Origin of the sequence: Comamonas sp. BIGb0152 (genome assembly GCF_024809975.1) — a bacterium.
GTDB lineage: Bacteria > Pseudomonadota > Gammaproteobacteria > Burkholderiales > Burkholderiaceae_C > Comamonas.
In genome coordinates this window covers 23,121-47,751 of sequence record NZ_JANUDY010000004.1, presented here as the reverse complement: position 1 = coordinate 47,751, position 24,631 = coordinate 23,121, and the positions used below count along the sequence as shown (strand labels likewise).

Annotated in this window: 16 protein-coding genes and 1 tRNA gene; 1 reads left to right on the top strand and 16 read right to left on the bottom strand. The window is 63.9% G+C overall.

Annotated features, from left to right (window positions below):
- Positions 1-48: 48 nt before the first annotated feature.
- The 11 genes from M2375_RS09325 to M2375_RS09275 form a co-directional block, all read right to left on the bottom strand.
- Entirely contained in the window at positions 49-729 is a 681-nt protein-coding gene (locus M2375_RS09325) for a TetR family transcriptional regulator C-terminal domain-containing protein (protein WP_259165414.1), read from the bottom strand.
- A gap of 350 nt (positions 730-1,079) precedes the next feature.
- Entirely contained in the window at positions 1,080-2,024 is a 945-nt protein-coding gene (locus M2375_RS09320) for a hypothetical protein (protein ID WP_259165413.1), read from the bottom strand.
- A 195-nt stretch (positions 2,025-2,219) separates the two neighbouring features.
- Positions 2,220-3,326, bottom strand: a complete 1,107-nt coding sequence (locus M2375_RS09315) for a ribonucleotide-diphosphate reductase subunit beta (protein ID WP_259165412.1) — start codon at positions 3,324-3,326, stop codon at positions 2,220-2,222.
- 57 nt (positions 3,327-3,383) lie between these two features.
- Positions 3,384-6,278 carry a ribonucleoside-diphosphate reductase subunit alpha gene (locus M2375_RS09310; RefSeq protein ID WP_259165411.1) on the bottom strand — a complete coding sequence of 965 codons (2,895 nt, stop codon included), beginning with the start codon at positions 6,276-6,278 and terminating at the stop codon, positions 3,384-3,386.
- A 410-nt stretch (positions 6,279-6,688) separates the two neighbouring features.
- Positions 6,689-7,315 (bottom strand): 1,6-anhydro-N-acetylmuramyl-L-alanine amidase AmpD, encoded by a 627-nt coding sequence (gene ampD / locus M2375_RS09305; protein WP_259165409.1) that lies wholly within the window; start codon positions 7,313-7,315, stop codon positions 6,689-6,691.
- 23 nt (positions 7,316-7,338) lie between these two features.
- Positions 7,339-8,850: a sigma-54 dependent transcriptional regulator gene (locus M2375_RS09300; protein WP_259165407.1), complete on the bottom strand. Its 1,512-nt coding sequence runs from the start codon at positions 8,848-8,850 to the stop codon at positions 7,339-7,341.
- The gene (locus tag M2375_RS09295; protein WP_259165406.1) at positions 8,847-10,544 is read right to left on the bottom strand and encodes a nitrogen regulation protein NR(II); all 1,698 of its coding nucleotides are present in this window, start codon (positions 10,542-10,544) and stop codon (positions 8,847-8,849) included. The genes M2375_RS09300 and M2375_RS09295 overlap by 4 nt, the downstream gene beginning before the upstream one ends.
- A gap of 3 nt (positions 10,545-10,547) precedes the next feature.
- Positions 10,548-10,781 carry a PP0621 family protein gene (locus tag M2375_RS09290; protein WP_259165405.1) on the bottom strand — a complete coding sequence of 78 codons (234 nt, stop codon included), beginning with the start codon at positions 10,779-10,781 and terminating at the stop codon, positions 10,548-10,550.
- A 6-nt stretch (positions 10,782-10,787) separates the two neighbouring features.
- Positions 10,788-11,594 (bottom strand): inner membrane protein YpjD, encoded by an 807-nt coding sequence (locus M2375_RS09285; RefSeq protein WP_259165404.1) that lies wholly within the window; start codon positions 11,592-11,594, stop codon positions 10,788-10,790.
- A 102-nt stretch (positions 11,595-11,696) separates the two neighbouring features.
- A complete protein-coding gene (locus M2375_RS09280; protein ID WP_259165401.1) occupies positions 11,697-12,623 on the bottom strand; it encodes a diguanylate cyclase in 927 nt (308 codons plus the stop codon).
- Between the two features lie 43 nt (positions 12,624-12,666).
- Positions 12,667-16,539: a response regulator gene (locus M2375_RS09275; RefSeq protein WP_259165399.1), complete on the bottom strand. Its 3,873-nt coding sequence runs from the start codon at positions 16,537-16,539 to the stop codon at positions 12,667-12,669.
- Positions 16,540-16,914: 375 nt separating this feature from the next.
- Between M2375_RS09275 and ffh the strand changes: the two genes are divergently transcribed.
- The gene (gene ffh, locus M2375_RS09270) at positions 16,915-18,294 is read left to right on the top strand and encodes a signal recognition particle protein (RefSeq protein ID WP_259165397.1); all 1,380 of its coding nucleotides are present in this window, start codon (positions 16,915-16,917) and stop codon (positions 18,292-18,294) included.
- Positions 18,295-18,389: 95 nt separating this feature from the next.
- Here the strand turns inward: ffh and M2375_RS09265 are convergent, their stop codons facing one another.
- The 5 genes from M2375_RS09265 to selA form a co-directional block, all read right to left on the bottom strand.
- The gene (locus M2375_RS09265; RefSeq protein WP_259165392.1) at positions 18,390-19,640 is read right to left on the bottom strand and encodes a cyclopropane-fatty-acyl-phospholipid synthase family protein; all 1,251 of its coding nucleotides are present in this window, start codon (positions 19,638-19,640) and stop codon (positions 18,390-18,392) included.
- 180 nt (positions 19,641-19,820) lie between these two features.
- Positions 19,821-20,888 (bottom strand): selenide, water dikinase SelD, encoded by a 1,068-nt coding sequence (gene selD, locus M2375_RS09260; RefSeq protein WP_259165389.1) that lies wholly within the window; start codon positions 20,886-20,888, stop codon positions 19,821-19,823.
- 127 nt (positions 20,889-21,015) lie between these two features.
- Positions 21,016-21,111 (bottom strand) — tRNA-Sec (locus tag M2375_RS09255).
- A gap of 101 nt (positions 21,112-21,212) precedes the next feature.
- Positions 21,213-23,138: a selenocysteine-specific translation elongation factor gene (gene selB / locus M2375_RS09250; RefSeq protein ID WP_259165388.1), complete on the bottom strand. Its 1,926-nt coding sequence runs from the start codon at positions 23,136-23,138 to the stop codon at positions 21,213-21,215.
- A complete protein-coding gene (gene selA, locus M2375_RS09245) occupies positions 23,135-24,562 on the bottom strand; it encodes an L-seryl-tRNA(Sec) selenium transferase (RefSeq protein ID WP_259165387.1) in 1,428 nt (475 codons plus the stop codon). The genes selB and selA overlap by 4 nt, the downstream gene beginning before the upstream one ends.
- Positions 24,563-24,631: the final 69 nt, after the last annotated feature.

The following is a 24,631-nucleotide window of genomic DNA, read 5'->3' as shown; positions in this document are numbered from 1 at the left end:
GGCCCCGATGCGGCCCCATGCGGCCGCGTGCAGTCTGTAAAAACGCGCTCAGTCAGGCAGGCGGATGTGGAGGGTGGCAGCCAGCATCTGCACCAGCAGGGCCTCTGCCTGGGCGTAGTCGCTGGCATCCAGCGCTGCCTTGTTCTGCAGCAGGGCGAACTGGGTCTGCTGGTCGACATAGCCCTGGGTGATGGCCCAGATGCTGAACATGAGGTGCTGAAAATTGACGGGCGCAATCAGGCCTTGCTCTGCCCAATGGGCGAACGCGGCCACATTGGCCGCCAGCAACGGGGCGATGCGTTCGCGTACCGCAGAGGCGGCGAACGGCGCGCCGGCAATCATCTCTTTGGTGAACAGCTGGCTGCCAAAGGGGCGGGTGCGCGCAAATTCGAACTTCTCATGGATGTACCGGCGGATCTGCAGCGCGGGGTCGCCTTCCTTGGACAGGCCGGTCATATGGCCCAACCAGTCATCCAGCACCGAGGCCAGCACGGCTTGGTACAGCGCCTCTTTGCTGGGGTAGTAGTACAGCAGGTTGTGGCGGCTAAAGCCCGCATCCTGTGCAATCTGCTCCAGCGGCGCCCCTTCAAAACCCAGCAGTGCAAAGTGCCGCTCTGCCGAGGCCAGGATCGTGCGGATCTTGCGCAGGCGCGCTGCGCTGGGTGGGCGCGCCATGGCCGCAGTGTCTGCGCTGGCGGGATGGGGCGGGGTGGGAAAGACGTCGTTCATACAGCGCGTATTGTGCGGTATCTGCGGTGGCACAAAAGGCAATGCTGCTGTTGCACGGTGCGGACCAAACGGTGGCCTTGCCGGCGGGGTTTTGCCGCAGCATGCATCGCGGCCAATGCCGTGCTGGTGAGTACCCGGGATAGCGCAAAGCTCTGGTTTTTCTCGGCACCGCAAGGGCCAGGCAGTATGCCTGTCTGCACCAGCGAACCGGCTCCCCACTGCGCGCAGGCGCAACCCGTGCAGGGCCGCAGGCGGGCAACAAAAAAGGCAACGCGATGCGTTGCCTTGGCTGAAAGTTTGCAGTGAACGGAGCCAGGCGACAAGCCTGGCCGTGCGCTGAAAGGCAAACTTTATTGAGGGCGGCTGTTGGTCGGGAAAGGCCATGCAGCATTGGTGCTGAGCACGGTCTTGACCGGTTCTGCAGCAGCTGCAGTAGGAGCGGCAGCCTTGGCTGGCGCAGCCTTCTTGGCAGGAGCAGCGGCCTTCTTAGCAGGTGCTGGAGCTTTGGCAGGAGCAGCGGCCTTCTTGGCAGGTGCTGGAGCCTTGGCAGGAGCAGCGGCCTTCTTGGCAGGTGCTGGAGCCTTGGCAGGAGCAGCAGCCTTCTTAGCTGGAGCAGCGGCCTTCTTGGCAGGAGCGGCAGCCTTCTTGGCAGGAGCAGCAGCCTTCTTAGCAGGAGCAGCGGCCTTCTTGGCAGGAGCAGCAGCCTTCTTGGCTGGAGCGGCAGCCTTCTTGGCTGGAGCGGCAGCCTTCTTAGCTGGAGCGGCAGCCTTCTTAGCTGGAGCAGCAGCCTTCTTGGCAGGAGCGGCAGCCTTCTTAGCTGGAGCAGCAGCCTTCTTGGCAGGAGCGGCAGCCTTCTTAGCTGGAGCAGCAGCCTTCTTGGCAGGAGCAGCAGCCTTCTTAGCTGGAGCAGCAGCCTTCTTGGCAGGAGCGGCAGCCTTCTTAGCTGGAGCAGCGGCCTTCTTGGCAGGAGCGGCAGCCTTCTTAGCTGGAGCAGCGGCCTTCTTGGCAGGAGCAGCAGCCTTTTTAGCTGGAGCGGCGGCCTTCTTCACTGCGGGCTTGGCAGCTGCGCTGGATTTGGCGGCTGGCTTGGCAGCCACTTTTTTAGCAGCGGGCTTGGCCGCGGCCTTTTTGGCGACTGCCTTGGCGGCAGGCTTTGCAGCTGCCTTGGTGGCTGCTGGCTTTGCCGCAGCCTTGGGCTTGGCAGCTGCCTTGGGGGCGGCTGCCTTGGTTGCAACTGCCTTCTTGGCAGGTGCCTTGGTGTCAGCAGTTTTCTTGCTTGCTTTGGACGTTGCCATGCTCTTCTCCTTCGGGTCAATTTAGAAAGCAGACTTCATGCCTGATTGAATTCGACACGAAGTTTTGATAGCAAACTGAATTGTGCATCAGCTGCTAGCAACTGGCATAGTGCAAACCTCAATAAAGACGCCAAATTTCACAGTTTTCTCTCAGGAAAACCACATTCTTTCGGGGTTTGCACTTCAAGGTCGGCGTCAATCCCAGGAAAGCGCGCCGCCCGACTGGTATTCGATGACACGGGTCTCGAAGAAATTTCTCTCTTTTTTCAGGTCGATCATCTCGCTCATCCAGGGGAATGGATTGTCCTCGTTGGGGAACAAAGCATCCAAGCCAATCTGCGTTGCGCGGCGGTTGGCGATGTAGCGCAGGTAGCCCTTGAACATCGATGCATTCATGCCCAACACACCTCGCGGCATGGTGTCTTCCGCATATTGATATTCGAGTTCTACAGCGTGAATAAACAAGGCCTTGATCTCGTCCTTGAAGGCCGCAGTCCAGAGGTGGGGGTTCTCGAGTTTGAGCTGGTTGATCAGGTCGATGCCGAAGTTGCAGTGCATGGACTCATCGCGCAGGATGTACTGGTACTGCTCGGCCGCGCCCGTCATCTTGTTTTGGCGGCCCAGGGCCAGGATCTGCGTGAAGCCCACATAGAAGAACAGGCCCTCCATCAGGCAGGCAAAAACGATCAGGCTCTTGAGCAAGGTCTGGTCGGTTTGCGGTGTGCCGGTCTGAAAATGGGGGTCCATGATCGCCTCGATAAAAGGCACCAAAAATGCATCCTTGTTGCGGATGGAGGGGACCTCGTTGTAGGCGTTGAAGATCTCGGATTCATCCAGGCCCAGCGACTCCACGATGTACTGGTAGGCATGCGTGTGGATGGCTTCTTCAAAGGCCTGGCGCAGCAGAAATTGCCGGCACTCCGGCGCGGTGATGTGGCGGTAGGTGCCCAGCACAATGTTGTTGGCGGCCAGCGAATCGGCGGTGACGAAAAAGCCCAGGTTGCGCTTGACGATGCGGCGCTCATCTTCGGTCAGGCCCTGGGGCGATTTCCACAGCGCGATGTCGCGCGTCATGTTCACCTCTTGGGGCATCCAGTGGTTGGCGCAGGTGGCCAGGTATTTCTCCCAGGCCCATTTGTATTTGAAGGGCACCAGCTGGTTGACATCGGTCTTGGCGTTGATGATGCGCTTGTCGGCGGCTTGGACCCGTTTGAAGCTGCCTGCCGCAGCTGCGGGCGGGGGGGCAGCCTGTGTCGCCGGCGAGGCCAGCGAGTCCTTGGATTCTTCTTCAAAGCTCAGCATGAAGGGGTGCTCCTGGTGGTTGGCCTCGGTTGCGGCCAGGGTCGGTATCAGCGGGAACTACTGGCAGGCTTCGCAGCCGGGGTCATCGATGGCGCAAAAGCGGATATCCGTGCCCGGTGCCGCCGTCTGCGTGGATGCTGCCGCAACAGCGCTGGCCGCTGGCATGGCATGGCTGCTGGGCACGGCATTGAGCACACGGCTTTGGATGGTGGATTTTTCTGCCTGCGTGGCGCTGGTGGTGCGCAGGTAATAGGTGGTCTTCAGGCCGCGCACCCAGGCGAGCTTGTAGATGTCATCGAGCTTTTTGCCCGAGGCGCCTGCCATATAGATATTGAGGCTCTGGGCCTGGTCTATCCATTTCTGGCGGCGTGAGGCCGCTTCCACCAACCAGACGGGATCGACTTCAAAGGCGGTGGCGTACAAGGCCTTGAGTGCGTGGGGCACGCGATCAATGGGGCGCAGCGAGCCGTCGAAATGCTTGAGGTCCATGACCATCACATCGTCCCACAGGCCCAGCGTTTTGAGGTCGCGCACCAGGTACTGGTTGATGACGGTGAACTCGCCCGAGAGATTGGACTTGACCGAGAGGTTGCCGAACGAGGGCTCGATGGAGGCATCGACACCGACGATGTTGGAGATGGTGGCGGTGGGGGCAATGGCCACGCAGTTGGAGTTGCGCATGCCGTCCTGCGCAATCTTGCGGCGCAGCGCTTCCCAGTCCAGGCGCATGCTGCGGTCAACCTGCACATAGTCGGCCTGGCCCCGGGCCTGGGTGAGCAGGTCCAGCGAGTCCAGTGGCAGGATGCCCTGGCTCCACAGCGAGCCGGGGTAGCTGCTGTAGACGCCGCGCTCGCGGGCCAGTTCGGTCGATGCCCAGTAGGCGTAGTAGCAGACGGCTTCCATCGAGCTGTCGGCAAACTCCAGGGCCGCATCGCTGGCATAGGGGATGTGCAACTGGTAGAGGCTGTCCTGGAAGGCCATGATGCCCAGGCCCACGGGGCGGTGGCGCAGGTTGGAGTCGCGTGCCTTGTCCACCGCGTAGTAGTTGATGTCGATGACGTTGTCGAGCATGCGCATGGCCGTGCTGATCGTCCTCTTGAGCTTGTCATGGTCCAGCACCATGCCGCCTTGGCCATCGTCCTTGAGGTGGCGCGCCAGGTTGACCGAGCCGAGGTTGCAGACGGCCGTTTCGGTGGCGCTGGTGTTGAGCGTGATCTCGGTGCAGAGGTTGGATGAGTGCACGACGCCGGCATGCTGCTGCGGCGAGCGCAGGTTGCAGGCATCCTTGAAGGTGATCCAGGGGTGGCCGGTTTCGAACAGCATTGAGAGCATCTTGCGCCAGAGATCGACGGCGGGAATCGCCTTGCTCAGCGCCAACTCGCCCGTGGCGGCCTTGGCTTCGTAGGCGGTATAGGCGCGCTCAAAGTCCTCACCAAAGCGGTCATGCAGATCGGGTACATCAGAGGGAGAGAACAAGGTCCACATGCCTTGTTCCATGACCCGTTTCATGAACAGATCGGGGATCCAGTGGGCGGTGTTCATGTCGTGGGTGCGGCGCCGGTCATCGCCGGTGTTCTTGCGCAGCTCCAGAAACTCTTCGACATCCAGGTGCCAACTCTCCAGATAGGCGCAGACGGCACCCTTGCGTTTGCCGCCCTGGTTGACGGCCACGGCCGTGTCGTTGACGACCTTGAGAAAGGGCACGACGCCTTGTGACTCGCCATTGGTGCCCTTGATGCGCGCACCCATGGCGCGCACAGGGGTCCAGTCATTGCCCAGGCCACCGGCAAACTTGGACAGCAGGGCGTTTTCGCGGATGGCATCGTAGATGCCACCCAGGTCATCGGCCACCGTCGTCAAGTAGCAGGACGACAGCTGCGAGCGCTGGGTGCCGCTGTTGAACAAGGTGGGCGTGGACGACATGAAGTCGAACGAGGACAGCAGCTCGTAGAACGCGATGGCCTGCGCATTGCGGTCGCGCTCTTGCAGCGCCAGGCCCATGGCCACCCGCATGAAAAAGGCCTGCGGCAGCTCGATGCGCTGCTGGCGCACATGCAGAAAATAGCGGTCGTACAAGGTCTGCAAACCCAGGTAGTCAAACTGCAGATCGCGCTCGGCCTGAAGCGCTGCGGCCAGGCGCGGAAGATCGAAGTTCAGCATCTCGGGGGCGAGCAGCTCCTGGGCCACACCCTGCGCGATAAAGCCTGGAAAGTTGCGGCTGTAGGCTGCGCCCATGTCGGCGCAGGGCACATCCTGGCCGATGACTTCGCGCGTGATGGTGTGCAGCAGCAAGCGCGCGGTGACCAGGCTGTAGTCCGGGTCTTTCTCAATCAAGGTGCGCGCTGCCAGGATCGAGGCCTTGAACACCTCATCCATATTGACCCCGTCATACAGATTGCGCAGGGTCTCGCTCAGGATCGGCGCGGGATCGATATCGGGGCCCAGGCCCTGGCAGGCCGCGGCAATGCGGTCGTGCAGCTTTTTGACATCCAGCACCACCGGCTGGCCCTGGTCCATCACCCTTAACTGCGCTTGGGCAGGCGTGTGCTGGGCCTGCAGCTGGGCACGTTCTTGGTTGCGGCGTTCACGGTACAGCACATAGGCGCGTGCCACTTCGTGGTTGCCGCCGCGCATCAGGCCCAGCTCCACCTGGTCTTGCACGTCTTCGATGTGGAAGGTGCCGCCGCCCGGGCGAGAGCGCATCAGCGCGCGCACCACAGTGTGGGTCAGGTTCTCCACCACTTCGCGCACACTGGCGGACGCCGAGCCCTGGCTGCCGTGCACGGCCAAAAAGGCCTTCATGATGGCAGTGGTGATCTTGGGCGGATCGAAGGGCACCACGGCTCCGTTGCGACGCATGATCTGGTAGTCCGGCAAGACCGTGAATCCGTCCAGCGTACGCGGTCCAATGGCGGGGTCGGCCCGATTTTCAGCAAGCGAAGCAGCGCGCATGATGTCCTCTCTGTGGTGTGCAAAAAGCAGGAGAAGCAGCGCTGCGGAGGGCCGGTATCACTGAGCCGCTGGATACCGCATCACACTACATGTAGTGTTTTGTTGAGCGCTGGACACTACCTGTAGTGTATGGCGCCTTGTGCATTTTGTATGCAGGGCGCATGCGCATGCTGCGCAGCAATACAGCGGCGACTGCGCATGGCGTGGTGTTTTGCGCAGACAAACCACCGCCGTGCGTGTGTTTTCTGGCGGAACCGGGTTGCGAGCCTGCGTAAAACATAGGCATTTCACTTGCAAAAAATTTTTTCAAGTGTGGAGAAATGCTGTGTTTTTTGTGGCGCGTATGCCTTCCATGGCATGCCGATGCAGCACAAATGCGGACTGTTTAGAGGGTTGTGCTATAGCCCAATTTAGAGATTGAGCGAGGCGGGGAACATGGTTGCCGGCCAAGCCAAGTCCTGCTGCAACTGCGGCCAGCTAAAACCCGGGCCGGGGTCGTTCTTGCGGCCTGGCGCAATGTGCTCATGGCCGGCGATGTAGGCAATCGCGTAGTGCGCGCGGATCTGCTGGCACAGCTGCACCAGGCTCTGGTACTGGGCGGGCTCAAAAGGCTCGCCTTCCAGGCCTTCGAGCTCGATGCCGATGGAGTCGTCATTGCAGCGCGGGCGCCCGCGCCAGAACGATTGGCCCGCATGCCAGGCGCGCTGGTCGGCACTGACAAACTGCCACACAAGGCCTTGCCGTGTGATGAAGAAATGCGAGGAAACCTGCAAACCCCGGATGCTTTGGAAGTAGGGGTGGGCATCCCAGTCCAGCTGGTTGCTGAACAGGCGCTGCACATCGCCCGTGCCATAGATGCCGGGCGGCAGGCTGATGGAATGCACGACGACCAAGTCGGTGCAAGCGCCTTCTGGCCGGGGGCCGAAATTGGGCGAGGGGCAATGCGTGGCCGAGGCCAGCCAGCCCCCATTCCAGAGCGCGGCATCCTGCGCTGCCGGTGGCTGGGCGGCGGGGGCGCCAGGCGTTTTCTCGGGCATGTCTTGGGGCATGTGGTTAGGCCCTAGGGCTGCACGCCATCGCTGGGGTCTGCGATCTGCAGCCGCTCCATGCGGTAGCGGATCTGGCGCAGGCTGATGCCCAGGCGGTTGGCGGCTGCGGTGCGGTTGAAGCCAAACTCCTGCAGGGCACGTACGAGAATGTCGCGCTCCAGCGCATCCAGCCAGGCTTGCAGGTCGGCGGGCAAATCCTGGTGCTGTGGAAAGCGGTTGCCGCTGAGGGCCGGCGCCATGGCCGGCGGCAGTGGGTAGCGGGCGGCAGCCGAGTGCAGTGGGGGAGCTTCTGCCACCACAAGCGGCGGCGACATGCTGGCCGCCTCCGGGTAAGCCTGCTCGATGTGCAGGCCTGTGCCATCGCTCAACGCCACCGAGCGCAGCAGCAGGTTCTCCAGCTCGCGCACATTGCCCGGCAGCGCATGGCCAGCCAGGGTGTGCAGCGCCGCCTGCGTCAGCGGCGGTACCGGCTGTCCGCTCTCGTGGGCAATGCGCTCGAGCAGCACCTGGCACAAGGCGGGCAGGTCTTCGCGGCGCTCGCGCAGCGGCGGAATGAAGATGTCGATGACATTGAGGCGGTAGTACAAGTCCTGGCGGAACCGCCCGGCCTGCACATCGGCGGCCAGGTCGCGGTGGGTGGCGCTGACGATGCGCACATCGACCACTTCCTCTTGCGAAGCGCCCAAGGGCCGGACCTTGCGCTCCTGGATCGCGCGCAGCAGCTTGGCCTGCATGGACAGCGGCAGCTCGCCGATCTCGTCAAGAAACAAGGTGCCGCCGTGGGCCGCCTGGAAGAAGCCTTCACGGTCTTGGTTGGCGCCGGTGTAGGCGCCTTTTTTGGCGCCAAAAAACTCGGCCTCCAGCAGGTTCTCGGGGATGGCGCCGCAGTTGACGGCCACCATCGGACCACTGGCGCGCTGGCTGTTGCGGTGCAGGGACTGGGCCACCAACTCCTTGCCGGTACCCGATTCGCCGCGTACCAGGATGGGCGCCATGCTGCCAGCCACTTTGGCAATGCGCTCGCGCACCTGCTGCATCACCAGCGAAGGGCCAATCAGCTCGCGCTGTGCGGGGCCTGGCGCCGGCGGGGCGCTGGCCCGGATGAGGGTGGGCGCGCCCGCTGGGGCCAGGGGCTGCAAAGGCGCATTGGGCAGGCCCTGGCTGGCCGATGCCACCACCTGGCGGAACTGCTTGAGGTCCACCGGCTTGGTCAGGTAGTCGAAGGCGCCTTCGCGCAAGGCTGCGACGGCATTGTCGGCCGAGCCATAGGCGGTCATGACGATGGCGCGCTCGCTGCGGCCCTGGCTGCGCAGATCTTGCAGCAGCTCCATGCCCAGGCCATCGGGCAGGCGCATGTCGGTGATCAGAATCTCGAAGCGGCGCTGCTGCAAATGGCTGCGGGCCTCCAGGACCGAGCCAGCCGTGTAGACCCGGTAGCCTTCGCGCAGCAAGGTCAGCTCATAAAGGGTTCTGAGGTCGGGCTCATCGTCCACGACCAGAACAGTGGTGTTTTCAAAACTCATGCCTGGTTGATCAAATCCGTCTGCTGGGGATGGGCGGGGCTGGCGGCTCTGCGAAACTGCACGATGAAGGCATTGCCGGGTATCTGTTCGGGGGGCTGCCCGCTCTGCCGTTCGTAGCGAATCATAGCGCCATGGCGGGTGCACAACTCGCGGCAGATATACAGGCCCAGGCCGCTGGAGCGGCTCTCTGACGAGAAGAAGGGCTCGAACAGGTGTTTTTCGATGGTGGGCTCGATGGGGGCGCCATCGCTCCACACCACCAAGCTGGCGGTGCCGGTCAGGCCGCTTTGGGTGGCCACGCGCAAGGAGCCGGCGCAGTCACTGCGGTAACGCTGGCCGTTGTTGAGCAGGTTGTAGAGCAGCTGGCGCAGGTGCCCGGTATCAAAGGCGACCAGGTTGTCATTGGCATCCAGCTCAAGCGCTACGGTGTGTGCGGCAGGTGCCAGCGACATCCAGTCGTGGCAGATCTGCAGCACCGTGTCATTGAGGGCAATGGATTCGCCATCGCCGGGCTGGATCTGGTTGTGCACGCGGGCGATGTCCAGAATATCTTCGGCAATGCGCCCCAGGCGTTGCGCATTTTGCTCAACCATATAGGTCAGGCGCTTTTGGCCCGGGTCGCTCAGCTCTTCGTCGAGCAGCGCATTGGCCTGGGTGATGGCGGTCAGCGGGTTGCGGATTTCATGGGCCACGGCGGCCGACATGCGGCCCATGGCGGCCATTTTCTCGGTGCGCAGCCTCGCTTCTATCTCGCGCAGGTCATGCAAAAACACCAGGCACAGCGGATCATTGTCGTGGCTGCCGATGGTGCCAAAAGCGGGCAGCGGATGCGTCAGCCAGGTGCGCACATGCAGGCCGATGGGTGCCATCTGCGGCGCGGTGAGCGCCAGGTCTTGCGAGATAGGTCTTTGCCCGGCGAAGGTCTGGGTGACCTGCTCGACCACACCGCGCCAGGCAGGCAGTTGTGCCAGGGCCAGGGGCAGGTGCGGGTGGCCCAGCAAGGCCATCGCAGCGGGGTTGGCACTGCGCACTTGCAAGGCCTGGTCGGCCACCAGCACGCCATCAGGCAGGTTCTGCAAGATCAGCGCATTGATCTGCTCTTGCTGGTTGGCGGCGGCGGCATTGCGCAGTCCGTGCAGGGTCTCGCGCTCCACGCGCGAGGCCAGCAGGCGCACGAGGATACCCACCAGAAAATAGGCCCCGCCCGCCAGCCCGGCCTGCACGGTGTTCTGCGTGGCATCGGGTTCGAACACGGAGGTGCGAAAGCTCAGCGACTCGACAATCAGAAAAATCGTGATGTAGGCGCAGCTGCCCAAGGTCACCAGCCAACCGCCCAGGGTGCCGGCAAAAAGCACCGCCAAGCCAAACATCGGCGTCAGGGTGTAGGTGCCGGTTTTGCTTACCTCCAGTAGCGAGATCAGCAGCAGATCGAGCCCGATCGTGGGCAGCCAGGCATAGACCCGGCGCTGGGGTGGCGGCTTGTGGCTGAGCGCGGCATACAGCATGGCCGAGATGCCATAGATGCCCAGCAGCGCCAGTTGCGACAGCAGCGCGCCCGATTGGGCGGGCATGATGGCCAGCGCCCCCAGCGCCAGCAGCAAGGCCACAAACACGCGGGCCACCAGATAGCCGCGCCACAGGCGTTTGAAGGGGGTCTCCATCAACTCCAGGGCCGCCATGGTGGGAACGCCCAAGCCTTATTGCTTGCCAGGCGGTGCGGCCTGGGCGAGGTGGGACTGCGAGCAGTAATGCAGGCCCTGGTAGCGGATGGCATCGGACTGCGGCAGGTGCACGCCGCAGTGCGCGCAGCTCACCATGGGCTCAGGTTTGCCCAGCCGGTTTTTGGCCGGTGGCGGCGTGTTCTTGACCCGTTGGCGGCGCCACATGTGCCAGCCCACGGCCAGCACCAGCAATACCAGCAAATACTTCATGGCGGCTCAGTGTTTCAGGATGACTTCAAGGACAAAACGCGAGCCCACATAGGCCAGCAGCAGCAAGGTGGCGCCCACGTAAAGCATGTTGACGGCGCGTTGCCCGCGCCAGCCAAAGCGCTTGCGGCCCACCAGCAAGATGGCGAAGGTCAGCCAGGCCAGCAGCGAAAACACCGATTTGTGGTTCCAGACCCAGGCCTTGCCGTACAGCGCCTCACCAAACCACCAACCGGCCAGCAAGGTGGCCGACAGCAGGATGAAGCCCGCCGTGACAAAACGAAAAGTCAGGCGCTCGAGCGCCAGCAGCGGCAGTCCGCTGTCATGGCTGCCGTCCTGGCGCATCTGGCGCTCGGCCCGGGTCATCAGTGCGGCATGCACGACGGCTGCGGCAAACAGGCCATAAGAAGCAATGCCCAAAGCCAGGTGCAGAGGCAGCCAGGGCGAGGCATTCACATGCAAGGGGCTGCCGGGGAAAACACCCGCCAGCAGCACGGCGATGCAACCCATGGCCGACAGCGGCCAGCGCGAGCGCAGTTGCGGGTAGAGCTGCTGCTCGACCACATACACCGTCAGCACCAGCCAGGCGGTAACCGACAAGGCGGGCGCAAAACCGAAGTGGGGCATGTCGCCGATCAGGCTCCAGGCGATGGCCGCCAGGTGCAGGCCCCAGGCGGCGCGCAGGCCCATGCGCGCACTGGGCTCCTGCAGGCGGCGGGCCGCAAGTGCGGGGATGGCATAGGCAATAGCCGCAGCAATGGCCAGGGCCCAACCAATGGGGCTGGTGCTGGCTGCGGCAAAGGCGGGAGAAAGCATAGCCGCTATCATAGCGGCGGCCGCTGGCCTGTGCGGCCTGCAGCCGTTGCTACGCTTGGTAATCCGCTGGCTATTGAGCGCAAACAGCCCCGCCAGCGGGCTTTAAAGCTCCAGGCTGGCGGCACAGACCCGATTGCGGCCCGTCGTCTTGGCCTCATACAGCAGCTCATCGGCGCGGCGCAGGCAGTCTTCGGTCTCGTGGCTCTGGCCGTGGTGGATGGTCAGCACGCCGCAACTCACCGTCAGGTCTGCTGCGGTGGTGGAGGCGGCATGGGCGATGGCCAGCTCTTGTATCTCCTGGCGAAAGCGTTCCACCACCTGCATGGCATCGGCATGGCCGGGCAGGATCAGGGCAAATTCTTCGCCGCCAAAGCGCGCGGCCAGGTCATAGGGGCGGCGTGCGTGGCGGGCCAAGGTGCCGGCCACTTGCTTGAGGGCCTCATCGCCTTGCACATGGCCATAGTGGTCGTTGTAGAGCTTGAAATGGTCGATGTCGATCAGCGCCAGGCCCAGCGGGTCGTTTCTGCGCAGGCACATGCGGTAGCTGCGTAGCAGCATGTCATCAAAATGCCGGCGGTTGGCCAGGTTGGTCAGCCCATCGACCTGGGCCAGGCGCTGCAAGGCCTGGCGCTGCAGGGCCAGGTCAATCTGGTTGCGCACCCGCACGCTGACCACGGCCGGGCGGATGGGCTTGGAAACATAGTCGGCCGCGCCCAGGCGCAGCCCGTACTCTTCGGCGGCGGCATCGCTTTGGCCGGTGATGAAGATGATGGCAATGCCAGCGGTCGCTTCCTGCTTTTTCAGCAGGGTCAACACCTCATAGCCATTCATGCCGGGCATGCTGACATCGAGCAGCACCAGCAGCAGGCGGTGCGACTCGCGCGCCGCAATGGCCAAGGCGCTGGGGCCATCCTTGGCCAGCAGCACGCGGTATTGCTGGCCCAGCAGCTCGGCAAGCATGGAGCGGTTGACCCGCTCATCGTCGACGATCAGGATGGTCGGTTGGTCGTTGTCTGGCTCGGCTTGCATGGTACGGTCGTAGAAAATCTCAAAAAAGGCGGCGCACAAGCCGTCATGGCAGCAGTTGTTCTAGGCGGTCGATGGCCGCCAGCGCCGCATCGCCGTCCAGGTCTTCCACATGCTGCAGGATCTGCTGGAGCAAGGGCGTCCAGGGCGCTGCCGGGCTGGATGCCAGCATGTGCTCCAGCTCGGAGACGGCGGCGTAATCACCATCGGCCACCAGGCGCTTGAGCTGCACCAAATCGCGGCGCAAGCTGGCGTTGGCTTGCTGGTTGGGCGCGGTGCTGGCAGCCGGGGCCAGGTCTGCGGGGCTGCCGGGGCTTTGGCGCAGCGCCAGGCCTTGCAGCAAAGTCTGCAGTTGGGCGGCAAACTCCGTGGTTTCGGCATGCAGCCGGGCGGAGGGCTGTGGCGAGGATGGCGGGGATTGCGCCCATTGCCCGGCCTGGTGCTCAATGGTCTCGGCGGCCTGCACCAGCGTGGGTGCATCCAGGTAGCCCAAGGCGCCTTTGAGCGAGTGGGCGAGCATGGACAAGGGCTGCCAGGCCGCCTGCTGCACATGCAGCAAAAGTGCCTGTGGGGCATCCGAGAAATCGCGGTAAAAGCCCGCCAGTACGCGCTCCACCCGCTCGGCATTGCCATGAAAACGTTCCAGCATCTTGGCCTGGTTGATGCCTGGGGTTGCTGCCAAGCGGCTGTCGCCTCCAGGCGGCGTGTCGGGCGCGACCTGGGCGCTGGCCTCGGGTTTGATGTGCGGGCCCACAATCCAGTCACTCAGCGTCTCGTACAGCTTGCGCTCATCGATGGGCTTGGTCAAATGGGCGTTCATGCCGGCCGCCTCAATGGCGCTGCGGTCTTCGACGCGGGCCTGGGCGGTCAGCGCAATCACCGGCAGATGCTGCAGGTGGGGCAACTGGCGCAGGGCCCGGGTGGCGTCCAGGCCATCCATCTGCGGCATGTGTACATCCATCAGCACGGCATCAAAGTGGCTGTGCTCCAGCATGTCCAGCGCTTCTGCACCATTGGTCGCCAGGCTCACCTGCACGCCGACCAGGCTGAGGAAATCGGCCGCCACCTCGCGGTTGAGGGCATTGTCATCGACCACCAGCACATTTCTGCCGCGCAGATTGGGGTAGAGCGGGATCGGGTTGGCGTGCGGCACCAAGGCGTGGGCGGCGGCCTGGGAACCCGGGCGCCGGGCAATGCCGTGGCCTTGGGATTGCAAGGCTTCCAAAATTGCATTGAACAGCACGGACTGCGTCACCGGCTTGATCAGCAGCCCTTGCAGGCGCAAGGCTTCGGCCTTGCGCATCACCTCGTCGCGGCCATAGGCGGTCACCATCAATACCGCTGGCGTGGAGGACAGGTGCTCTTCCTCCCGGATGCGGCGCGCCACTTCCAGCCCGTCCATGCCGGGCATGCGCCAGTCCATCAGCACCAGGCCGTAGGGCGTGCCCACGCGCGAGGCCAGTTGCAGATCGGACAAGGCCTGCTCGCCCGAATCGACGGTATCGGCGCGCATGCCAAAGCCGCGCACCATGTCGGCCAGGATGTCGCGTGCACTGGCGTTGTCGTCGACGATCAGTACGCGGTCGACCGGGGTGCCGTGGTAGCGCACCGGCTTGGGGCTTTGCTGGGGCTGCGCGGTGTGCAATTGCACCGTGAAATAAAAGCTGCTGCCGATGCCCGGGCTGCTCTGGACCTTGAGCTCCCCGCCCATCTGGCCCACCAGGCGCTGGCTGATGGCCAGGCCCAGGCCCGAGCCGCCGTAGCGCCGCGTGGTCTGGCTGTCGGCCTGCGAGAAAGGCCGGAACAGCTGGCTCATCTGCGCGGCGCTCATGCCAATGCCGGTGTCCTTGACGTTCACTTCCAGGCCAATCTTGCCGGCGGCCAGGGGCCGGTTGGCTGCCGCTTGTGCAGAGCGGATGCTGATCACCACTTCGCCCATATGGGTGAACTTGATGGCATTGCTCACCAGGTTGTTGAGCACCTGGCTCAGGCGCAGGGGGTCGCCGCCGAGCATGCGGGGCACATCGGGGGCTACCGAGTACACCACTTCGATGCCTTTTTCCTCCGCCCGCAAGGTGGTGACGGCCGAGACCGTTTCGAGCACATCGTCCAGCGCGAACTCCACGTTCTCCAAGGTCAGCATGCCCGCTTCGATCTTGGAAAAATCCAGGATGTCATTGATCACCGACAGCAGCGCATTGGCTGACAGCTCCACCTTCTCCAGGTAGTTGCGCTGCTTGGGCAGCAGCGGGGTCTGCTGGATCAGGCGCGTCATGCCGATGACGGTGTTCATCGGCGTGCGGATCTCATGGCTCATCGTGGCCAGGAACTCGGACTTGGCGCGCTCGGCAGCTTCGGCCATTTCCTTGGCCGCTTGCAGCGCCAGCTCGGCCTCGCGCTCGCGGGTGATGTCGAGCATGATGCCGTCCCAGACCGTGCCCGATTCCTGGCGGCTGGGCGCGGAGCGGCAGCGCAGCCAGCGCAGGCTGCCATCGGGGCGGATGATGCGGAAGCTGCAATCAAACAGGCTCAATCCCTCCAGCGCCTCGCGCTGCATCTGCCGGTAGCGTGCCAGGTCTGCGGGGTGGATGGTGTTGGTGTAGGCGGCGTTGTCCGCCATGATGGCTTGGGCGCTGATACCAATTAACTTTTCGATGCCGGCGCTGATATAGCTCATGTGCAGGCTGCTGCCGGCGCCGTCGACCCGGTAAATGGCGCCGCTGGGCAGGTTGTCGGCCAGCGCTTCGAGTCGCTGGCGGGCCTGCTCGCGTTCGGACAGATCCTGCACCGTGCCGCTGAGGCTGACAATCTGGCCGCTGCTGTCATAGTCCGCCTGGCCCAGGATGCTGGCAGGAAACTGTCCGCCATCGGTCGTGTAGTGAACCACATCCAGGCGATACGGCTGGCCGGTTTGGGCGCAATGGGCGATGGCAGCGGCGACCTTGGCATAGTCCTGGGGCGGCAGCAAGTTGGCAATGTCGCTCTCGGTCAGCTTGGGGCCCTTGGGGTCGAGGCCGTTCATCTCGTACATCATGTCCGAGGCTTCGATCTGCCCACTGGCCAGGTCGAGGGTCCAGCTGCCGATGCGCGAGAGCCGCTCGGCGCGCCGCAGCGAGTCATAGCTTTGGCGCAGCTGGTTTTCCGATTCGCGCATCTGGGTCATGTCGCGCGAGATGCCCAGCAGGCCGATGACCTCGCCATGCTCATTGCGGTACTGGCTCTTGATGGATTGGAAGCTGAGCCGGCGCCCCTCGATGAGGGCGTGCGACTCGGACACCACGGGAACCGGGCTGTGCAGCACGGCCGCGTCGTCCTCGGCAAAATTGTTGCGTCCGCCCAGAATCTCGGCATCGGTCTTGCCGTTCAGGCCGCCAGGGGGCACCTGTGCAATGGCTTCGGCTGCGGGGTTGGCAAATACATAGCGGCCCTGCAAGTCCTTGACAAACACGATGTCCGAGGTGCCGCGCATCACCGCATCGAGCAGGTGGGTGGACTGGCGCCACTGCTGGGTGCTTTTCTCGACCTGCTGCTCCAGCGCCGCATTCAGCAGCTGGATTTCCTGGTCGCGGCGCACCCGCTCAGTGATGTCGTGGGCGATGGTGAAAAAGCGCTTCTGGTCATCGACCAGCTGGCAGGTGATATGGACCTCGACCGGAAAGCAGGAGCCGTCCTTGCGCCGGTGGGTGTTGGTGGCCACGGTGTGCTCACCGGGCTCCATTTTTTGCCACAGCGCGAGCAACGCATCGCGGCTAAGGTCCAGTGCAAAGTCGGCCACCGTCATGGCCATCAGCTCGGCCAGGCTGTAGCCCATCTCCCGGTAGGCCTGGGTATTGACATCCAGGATCCGGCCTTGCGCATCGGTCACGAAAAAGGCGTCCGAGAAGTGGTCTAGCAAGTGGCGATACGGCGTGTCGGGCATCGGTGATCCTGGTCAAAGAAAGCGCCACCTGAAGGTGGCGGGCAGGGCTTTGGCGTTGCGGGTGGCCATGCCGATGCAGCAAGGTGGGCTTGCACAGGGCAGTAAGTGCATTGTCGCGGCCGTGGGCACGCATGCCTGCAGCCTTACAGCCTAAATTCGTTTGGCGATTTGCGGTCAAACATTTGGCTATTGTATTTTGCGGGTCATAGCTTATTGCGGCTGGCGGCGGGTTTGCGGCCCGGGGCCCGGGCCGGTTGGGGACGAGCGGGTAGAATCAGAGGTTTGCAGGGCTGTGGCTTACAGCCCCCAGCGCCAGCCCTTTGCGCCCGGGCACCCCAACGCCCCCTTTGCCACGATTACTCAAGACTCCACCCTATGGCTTCCGCACTGACCGATAAACTCTCGCGCCTCGTCAAGGAAATGCGTGGCCAGGCCCGTATTACCGAATCCAATGTCCAGGACATGTTGCGCGAAGTGCGCATGGCCTTGCTGGAAGCGGACGTGGCCTTGCCCGTGGTGCGCGACTTCATTGCCCGCGTCAAGGAAAAAGCCCTGGGCCAGGAAGTGCTGGGCAGCCTCAAGCCGGGCCAGACCCTGGTGTCCATCGTCAACAAGGAACTGGCCGCCACCATGGGTGAGGGCGTGGCCGACATCAACCTGCAGGCCCAGCCGCCGGCGGTGATTTTGATGGCCGGCCTGCAAGGCGCGGGCAAGACCACGACAACGGCCAAGCTGGCCAAGCACCTGATCGAGCGACGCAAGAAAAAGGTGCTGACCGTCTCGGGTGACGTCTACCGCCCGGCCGCTATCGAGCAGCTCAAGACGGTGACCCAGCAAGCGGGTGCGGAATGGTTCCCCAGCACGCCGGACCAAAAGCCGTTGGACATTGCCAACGCGGCGCTCGATTACGCCAAGAAGCACTACTTTGATGTGCTGCTGGTCGACACCGCCGGCCGCCTGGCCATCGACGAAGTGCTGATGACCGAAATCCAGCAACTGCACAGTGCCTTGAAGCCGGTCGAGACCTTGTTTGTGGTCGATGCCATGCAGGGTCAGGATGCGATCAACACCGCCAAGGCCTTCAAGGAGGCCTTGCCGCTCACGGGTATTGTGCTGACCAAACTCGACGGCGACTCGCGCGGCGGTGCGGCGCTGTCGGTGCGCCAGATCACGGGCGCGCCCATCAAGTTTGCCGGTGTGTCGGAAAAGCTCGATGGACTGGAAGTGTTCGATGCCGAGCGCCATGCGCAGCGCGTGCTGGGCATGGGCGATATCGTGGCCCTGGTTGAGCAGGTCTCCAAGGGCGTGGACATGGAGGCGGCCCAGAAGATGGCCGAGAAGATCAAGTCCGGCGACGGCTTTGATCTGAACGACTTCCTGGGCCAGCTCCAGCAGATGAAGCAGATGGGCGGCCTGTCGACCCTGATGGACAAGCTGCCCTCCGAGCTGGCGGGTAAAGCCGGCAAGGTCGACATGGACAAGGCCGAGCGCGAAGTGCGCCGCAAGGAAGGCATCATCTGCTCAATGACCCCCTATGAGCGCGCCAAGCCCGAATTCATCAAGGCCACGCGCAAAAAGCGCATTGCCGCAGGTGCTGGCGTGCAGGTGCAGGAAGTCAACCGCCTGCTCAACGAGTTTGGCCAGATGCAGCAGATGATGAAGAAGATGAAGGGCGGCGGCCTGATGAAGATGATGAAGAAGATGGGCGGCATGAAGGGCATGATGGGCGGCGGCATGCCCAAGCTGCCGTTCTAAGAACGCCTGACTTCCGGGGTGCGGCGCGTTGCGCCTCATCCATCACCAAGGCGCCCTTGCACAGGGCGCCTTTTCACTTTCTGTGTTCCCTGGTCTTAGGGGCGCTGCCGCTCACGCTCTGTCAACGCCAACTTGCGTGCTGCGATGTAGTCACGCGTCAACGGCACCGCCTCTTGCTTGCGGGCAATCTGCAGCTGGAAGACCGCTATGTCCTGGTAGCGGAAGGCCGTCTCGGACATAGACAGGTAGAACTCCCACATCCTGCAAAACCGCTCGTCGTAGAGTTCCAGGGCCTGGGCGCGTTTGGCCATAAAGCGCTCGCGCCAGTGCCGCAGGGTGCGCGCATAGTGCAGACGGAGCACCTCGATATCGGTGACGACCAGGCCGGAGCGCTCCAACGCCGGCATGAACTCCGACATGGACGGAATGTGGCCGCCGGGGAAGATGTAGCGTTCCATCCAGGGGTTGTTGAAATCCGGCACATCGCTGTTGCCGATGAAGTGCAGCAACATGACCCCCTCTTCGCTGAGCAAGGACCGGCACTGCTGGAAAAAGGCATCATGGAATGCGGTGCCGACATGCTCGAACATGCCCACCGACACAATGCGGTCAAAAGGCCCTTGGGTGTCGCGGTAGTCCTCCAGGCGGTAGTTCAAGCGGGAAGTCTTGTCTGACAGCGCTGCACGTTGGCGGGCGACTTCCAGTTGCTCCACCGACAGCGTGACGCCGGTGACCTGCCCCGCGCCTGCGACCTCGGCCAGGTAGCGGGAGAGCCCGCCCCAGCCGCAGCCAATGTCCAGCACCCGGTGGCCGGGCTCGATGAGCAGCTTGGCGGCGATATGCCGCATCTTGGCGACCTGGGCCACCTCCAGGGGCTCATCCCCTTGCTCAAAGTAGGCGCAGGAGTACTGGCGTTCGCCATCCAGAAAGAGTGCGTAGAGCCGGTCATCCAGGTCGTAATGGTGGGCGACATTGGCGCGTGCCTTGCGCCTGAGGTTGTTCTGCAGCCAGGGCTTGAGGCGCATGCGCCAGGCATCGAGGGTACGTACGGTGGCCGATACCGGCACGTTCTTGGCGTGGCGGAGCAGGAGTTCCAGCACCTCATAGACGCTGCCGTGCTCCACCACCAGCCGGCCTTGCATGAACATCTCGCCAAAGTTCAGATCCGGGTCTCGCAGAATGGCCCAGATCGCACACGTATCTGTGAAACGGATGCTTGCCGTGGGCGATGGCCCGGCGCCAAACAACTGCCTTTTGCCGGAAGGGAAGGCCACCTCCAGCACCCCGGTGACGACGAGTGGCGCGAAACTGCGCGCCAACAGCTGTTCTGCAAGTCTCCCAAGCATGGGTATCTGTCCTTTCCAGTCTTTCTAGTGAAGAGCTTTTAGCCAATGCCGGAGTGTGCGTGCCTGTTATTGCGCGGCGGTCGAGCGATTGTTGCTAAATCATGGAGACGGACCCTGTGCGCTTCAGCCATAAAAAATGCCTGCATAAAGCAGGCATTGGTGTTTTCCGGTGCTGGTGTTTTATGACACCACCACCTGGGCCTCGCCTGCCTGCATATGGCCGATCACGCAGGCATCGGCAAAGCCCTGGCTTTTGAAAATATCGAGCACCTGGCCGGCGGCAGCCGGGGTGCAGGAAACCAGCAGACCGCCGGAGGTCTGGGGATCGGTCAACAGGCTGCGCATGGCATCGGGCACCTGCGCATCCAGCGCCATATGGCTGCCGTACGCGTCCCAGTTGCGGCCCGATGCACCGGTGACCACGCCTTGCTGGGCGAGATCGAGAACACCGGGCAGCAGAGGCAGCGCCTTGCTGTCGATCACGGCGGTCAGCTGCGCGCCGCGCGCCAGCTCCAAGGCATGGCCCAGCAGGCCAAAGCCGGTCACATCGGTCAGCGCATGCACATCGGCCAGCTGCGCCAGCGCCGCGCCGGGCCGGTTGAGCTGGGTGGTGGTACGCACCATGCTGGCGTAGGCACTGTCGCTGAGCAGGCCTTTTTTCAGCGCGGCTGATTGGATGCCCACGCCGATCGCCTTGCCGAGGATCAGCACATCGCCTGCTTGGGCGTCGCGGTTGCGCTTGAGCTGCGCGGGGTTGACGATGCCGATGCCCACCAGGCCATAGATGGGCTCGACCGAGTCGATGGAATGGCCGCCTGCAAGCGGAATGCCGGCATCGCGGCAGACCGATTCGCCGCCTTCCAGAATCTTGGCAATCACTGCATGGGGCAGCACATTGATGGGCATGCCAACAATCGCCAGCGCCATCAGCGGCGTGCCGCCCATGGCATAGATGTCCGACAGCGCATTGGTCGCGGCAATGCGGCCAAAGTCATAGGGGTCATCGACGATGGGCATGAAGAAATCGGTGGTCGCCACGATCGCCTGCGTGTCATTGATCTGGTAGACCGCCGCATCATCGGCCGTCTCCGTGCCCACCAGCAGTGGTGCATAAAACTGCTTGGGCACCGCACTGCGGCTCATCAGATCGGCCAGCACGCCCGGGGCAATCTTGCAGCCGCAGCCACCGCCATGCGACAGCGAAGTCAGACGCGGCGAGGTGGGCAGGGGCGTGGTGGGGGCATTCATAGAGACATCCTCATGGGTAACGGGCTAGCGAGAAAAGCGGTGCGGCCAATGGCGGCCCACCATTATCGGCATTTGGCTTGCAGGTGTGCGGCATGCTGTTTTTGGGGGCGAGGGGAAGAGGGGAGGATGGCGGAAAGCAGCTGGAGTCGAACCAACCCAGGAGTGGCTGACACCCCTCACCGGGTTTGAAGCCCGGCCGCACCACCGGGCACGATTGCCTTCCCTGCAACACGAGCGTGTTGTGAAAGTCTGCCGATTGTAGCGGCTCTGCGGGCTACCGGCGGTATGTCGTCGCAGCAGCCGCAGCCCTTTGAAAATCCACAACTAGGCGCCAGCGCTGGCCTGCCAGCGCACGCCGGGGCGCAGCACATGGGTATCGCGCATGCGCCGGGTGTAGCCCACGCGGTCGAAGAACTCCAGGATCTGGATGGCGCGCTTGCGGCCCAGGCCGGTGGCATCGCGGAAGGCATGGGCTTGCACTTCGCCGCGCTCGGCCTGGCGGGCAAGTTCTGCGGTGAGCGCCGCCAGCGCATCCATGCAGGGTGCGGCGTAGAACAGGTCCTTGACCACTTGGAACACCAGGCCCTGGCGCGAGAGCTTTTTGAGCAGCTGGCGCACCAGCTCCTCAGCAGCGCCATGGTCGCGCGCCAGATCACGCACCCAGGGCGGGTCAAAGCGGGCGTCGGTGATGGCGGGCAGCAGGCGCTGGGCCAGGGCCTGCTCGGCCTCGCTCAGCTGAATTTTGTGGCCGGGCAGGTGCAGCCATGCGCCACTGCTGGTGATTTGTTCTGCGGCCAGCAGCGCATCAACCAGGCCGTTGTAAAGGGCGTCATGGGGGCCATGCTGCAGCGCGGGCAGCGCCATGCGGCGCAGGCGGGCGGCGTTGATGCCGGGCTCGTCCGGTGCCACTTCATGGAAGCGTTGCAGTGCCTGCAGCACTTGGTCTTGCAGCGCTTGCCAGGCACTGCTGTCCACCAGCAGGACATCACCGTCGGGCAGCGGCAGGCTGTTGCAGTGGTCTGGGATGGCGGGCGTGGCGGTGCCGGTCAGCCGGACCAGTTGCGAACGTGCCAGTCCCAGCGGGGCCTCGGCCAGTAGCGGGCCGGTTTCGCCCGTGTCTATCCAATGCGTCAGCGCGGCCAGGTAGGCCATGCGGCTGTCGCTGCGGCGCTTGCGTGCGGGGGCATAGGGGTCCAGCACCATGGCACCGGCAATGGTGCGGTTGGCCTGGGCATTGCGCACGATGATGCGGTCGCCGGGCAGTACTAGGGCGGGGGCATCCAGTACCAGCTGGGCCAGGGCCTCGGTGCCCGGGGCCAGTGCACCGTCTTGCAGCAAGGCAATATGGCCAGTGCAGCGCATGGTGCCCAGGTGCAGGTGCACGGCAGCCCACTGCGCCAGTGGCGCGGCATCGGCCAGCAGGTGCAGGCGCACATCGATGCGCTGGGTGGTTTGGTGCAGGCGGGCATCCATGATCCAGTCGCCGCGTGTGATGGCCTCCTTGGCGATGCCCGCCAGGTTCAGCGCGCAGCGCTGGCCGGCCACGCCCAGCTCGCTGGCCTGGTTTTGCGCATGGATGCTGCGCACGCGCACGGGCTGGCCGCTGGCCGAATGCACGAGGCTATCGCCCACCGCAACCTGGCCGTTGAAGACGGTGCCGGTGACCACCGTGCCTTGGCCGGGCAGGCTGAACACCCGGTCCACCGCCAGGCGGAACAGCCCGCCTTGCGCACGCTGGGGCATGGCCTGGGCCTGCTGGTGCAGGTGCTGGCGCAGCGCCCCTACGCCGGGGTCATCGGGCAGGGCGGCTGCGGTCTCAAAGATGGCTGCGTTGGCCAAGTGGCTGGCAGCGAGGATGGCGGTGATTTCGCTGCGCACCTCGTCAATGCGCGCGCGGTCCACCCGGTCCACCTTGGTGAGCGCCACCGTGCCCTGGCGGATGCCCAGCAACTGCAGGATTTCCAGGTGCTCCAAGGTCTGGAGCATCACGCCGTCATCGGCGGCTACCACGACAAGCGCATGGTCGATGCCCACAGCACCCGCAGCCATGGTGTGTACAAATTTTTCATGGCCGGGCACATCGATGATGCCCAGCACATCGCCGTTGGCCAGGGGGGTGTAGGCGTAGCCCAGCTCGATCGAGATACCGCGCGCTTTCTCTTCTTTCAGGCGGTCGGTCTCTACCCCGGTGAGCGCGCGTACCAAGGTGGTCTTGCCATGGTCGATATGGCCTGCGGTGCCGATGATCATGCCTGGCCGTCCGCTGCGGTGTTGCCCAGTACCAAGTGCTGCAGGTTGGCGGCAAAGGCCGCCTGGTCAGCCGCTTCAAGGCAGCGCAGATCCAGCCAGAGCGCATCATCGCGCAGCCGGCCAATCACCGGGCGTGGCAGCTGGCGCAGGCCGGCTTCAAGCTGCTGCAACAGGCGGCCGGCGCGTTTGCGCTCGCTGGGGCGCACGACCAGGCCGTGGCTGGGCAGGCTCTCGACGGGCAATGCGCCGCTGCCGATCTGGCTGGTCATCGCTGCATGGTCCACCACATAGTCCGCACCCAGCAAAGCCTGCAACGGTGCCTGCAAAAGCATGGCCTGCTGCTGCATGGCGGCAGCGGGGCGGGTAAACAGGCGCAGGGTGGTCAGGCGCTCGGCGAGTTTTTCTGGGTGCAGGTAGAGGCGCAAGGTGGGTTCCAGCGCGGCCAGGGTGAGCTTGCCCACGCGCAGCGCGCGCTTGAGCGGGTTCTTCTTGATCTGCGCAATCAAGGCCTTGCTGCCCACGATGATGCCCGCCTGCGGGCCGCCCAGCAGTTTGTCGCCGCTGAAGGTGACGATGTCGGCGCCGGCCTCGATGGTCTCGCGCACGGTCACCTCATAGGGCAGGCCCCAGTCGCGCATGTCGACCAAGGTGCCGCTGCCCAGGTCCACGATCAGGGGCAGCTGGCGCGCATGGGCAATGCGGGCCACATCGGCCTCGGCCACCGATTTGGTGAAGCCGCTGATTGCGTAGTTGCTGCAATGCACCTTCATCAAGGCGGCGCTGTGTTCGCCCAGTGCGGCTTCGTAGTCTTTCTCATGCGTGCGGTTGGTGGTGCCCACCTCGACCAGGCGGGCGCCGGCGCGGGTCATCACATCGGGGATGCGGAATGCGCCGCCGATCTCGACCAGCTCGCCGCGCGAGACGATCACTTCCTTGTCGCGCGCCAGGGTGGACAGCACCAGCAGCACGGCGGCGGCATTGTTGTTGACGATGGTGGCGGCTTGCGCCCCGGTGAGGCGGCAGACCAGGTCTTCGACCAGGTCATCGCGGTCGCCCCGGCCGCCGTCGGCCAGGTCGTATTCCAGATTGCTGGGGGTGGCCAGGGCCTGCACCACGGCGTCAATGGCCTCTTGGGGCAGCAAAGCCCGGCCCAGGTTGGTGTGCAGCACCGTGCCGGTAAGGTTGTAGACCGCCTTGAGGCGCGGCGCAAACAGCTGCTTCAGCTGGCGCTCTGCCGCATCCAGCAAGGCATCACTGCCGGCGGTGCTGCTGCTCGGGTTGGCCAGCCAGCGGCTGCGGGCTTCGCTCAGCGCCGCACGGATGGCCTGCGTACACTGGTTCTTGCCATAGCTGTCCAGTAGCGCGGCCGTGCGCGGGTGCTGCAGCAGCTTGTCAACAGAGGGCAGGTGAGACGGTGCATTCATGGGCAAACAAGCTCGAACAAGGGCAGACATAAAAAAACGATGGGCTGCAGCGGGCAGCGCCATCGTTCA

Excerpts from the sequence above, each read along its gene's own strand:
- selB (WP_259165388.1), bottom strand. The coding sequence starts at position 23,138 with ATGATCATCGGCACCGCAGGCCATATCGACCATGGCAAGACCACCTTG.
- M2375_RS09275 (WP_259165399.1), bottom strand. The coding sequence starts at position 16,539 with ATGCCCGACACGCCGTATCGCCACTTGCTAGACCACTTCTCGGACGCC.
- M2375_RS09290 (WP_259165405.1), bottom strand. The coding sequence starts at position 10,781 with ATGAAGTATTTGCTGGTATTGCTGGTGCTGGCCGTGGGCTGGCACATG.
- M2375_RS09315 (WP_259165412.1), bottom strand. The coding sequence starts at position 3,326 with ATGCTGAGCTTTGAAGAAGAATCCAAGGACTCGCTGGCCTCGCCGGCG.
- M2375_RS09300 (WP_259165407.1), bottom strand. The coding sequence starts at position 8,850 with ATGAGTTTTGAAAACACCACTGTTCTGGTCGTGGACGATGAGCCCGAC.
- M2375_RS09320 (WP_259165413.1), bottom strand. The coding sequence starts at position 2,024 with ATGGCAACGTCCAAAGCAAGCAAGAAAACTGCTGACACCAAGGCACCT.
- M2375_RS09265 (WP_259165392.1), bottom strand. The coding sequence starts at position 19,640 with ATGCTTGGGAGACTTGCAGAACAGCTGTTGGCGCGCAGTTTCGCGCCA.
- M2375_RS09310 (WP_259165411.1), bottom strand. The coding sequence starts at position 6,278 with ATGCGCGCTGCTTCGCTTGCTGAAAATCGGGCCGACCCCGCCATTGGA.
- selA (WP_259165387.1), bottom strand. The coding sequence starts at position 24,562 with ATGAATGCACCGTCTCACCTGCCCTCTGTTGACAAGCTGCTGCAGCAC.
- M2375_RS09285 (WP_259165404.1), bottom strand. The coding sequence starts at position 11,594 with ATGCTTTCTCCCGCCTTTGCCGCAGCCAGCACCAGCCCCATTGGTTGG.
- M2375_RS09325 (WP_259165414.1), bottom strand. The coding sequence starts at position 729 with ATGAACGACGTCTTTCCCACCCCGCCCCATCCCGCCAGCGCAGACACT.
- ffh (WP_259165397.1), top strand. The coding sequence starts at position 16,915 with ATGGCTTCCGCACTGACCGATAAACTCTCGCGCCTCGTCAAGGAAATG.
- selD (WP_259165389.1), bottom strand. The coding sequence starts at position 20,888 with ATGAATGCCCCCACCACGCCCCTGCCCACCTCGCCGCGTCTGACTTCG.
- ampD (WP_259165409.1), bottom strand. The coding sequence starts at position 7,315 with ATGCCCGAGAAAACGCCTGGCGCCCCCGCCGCCCAGCCACCGGCAGCG.
- M2375_RS09280 (WP_259165401.1), bottom strand. The coding sequence starts at position 12,623 with ATGCAAGCCGAGCCAGACAACGACCAACCGACCATCCTGATCGTCGAC.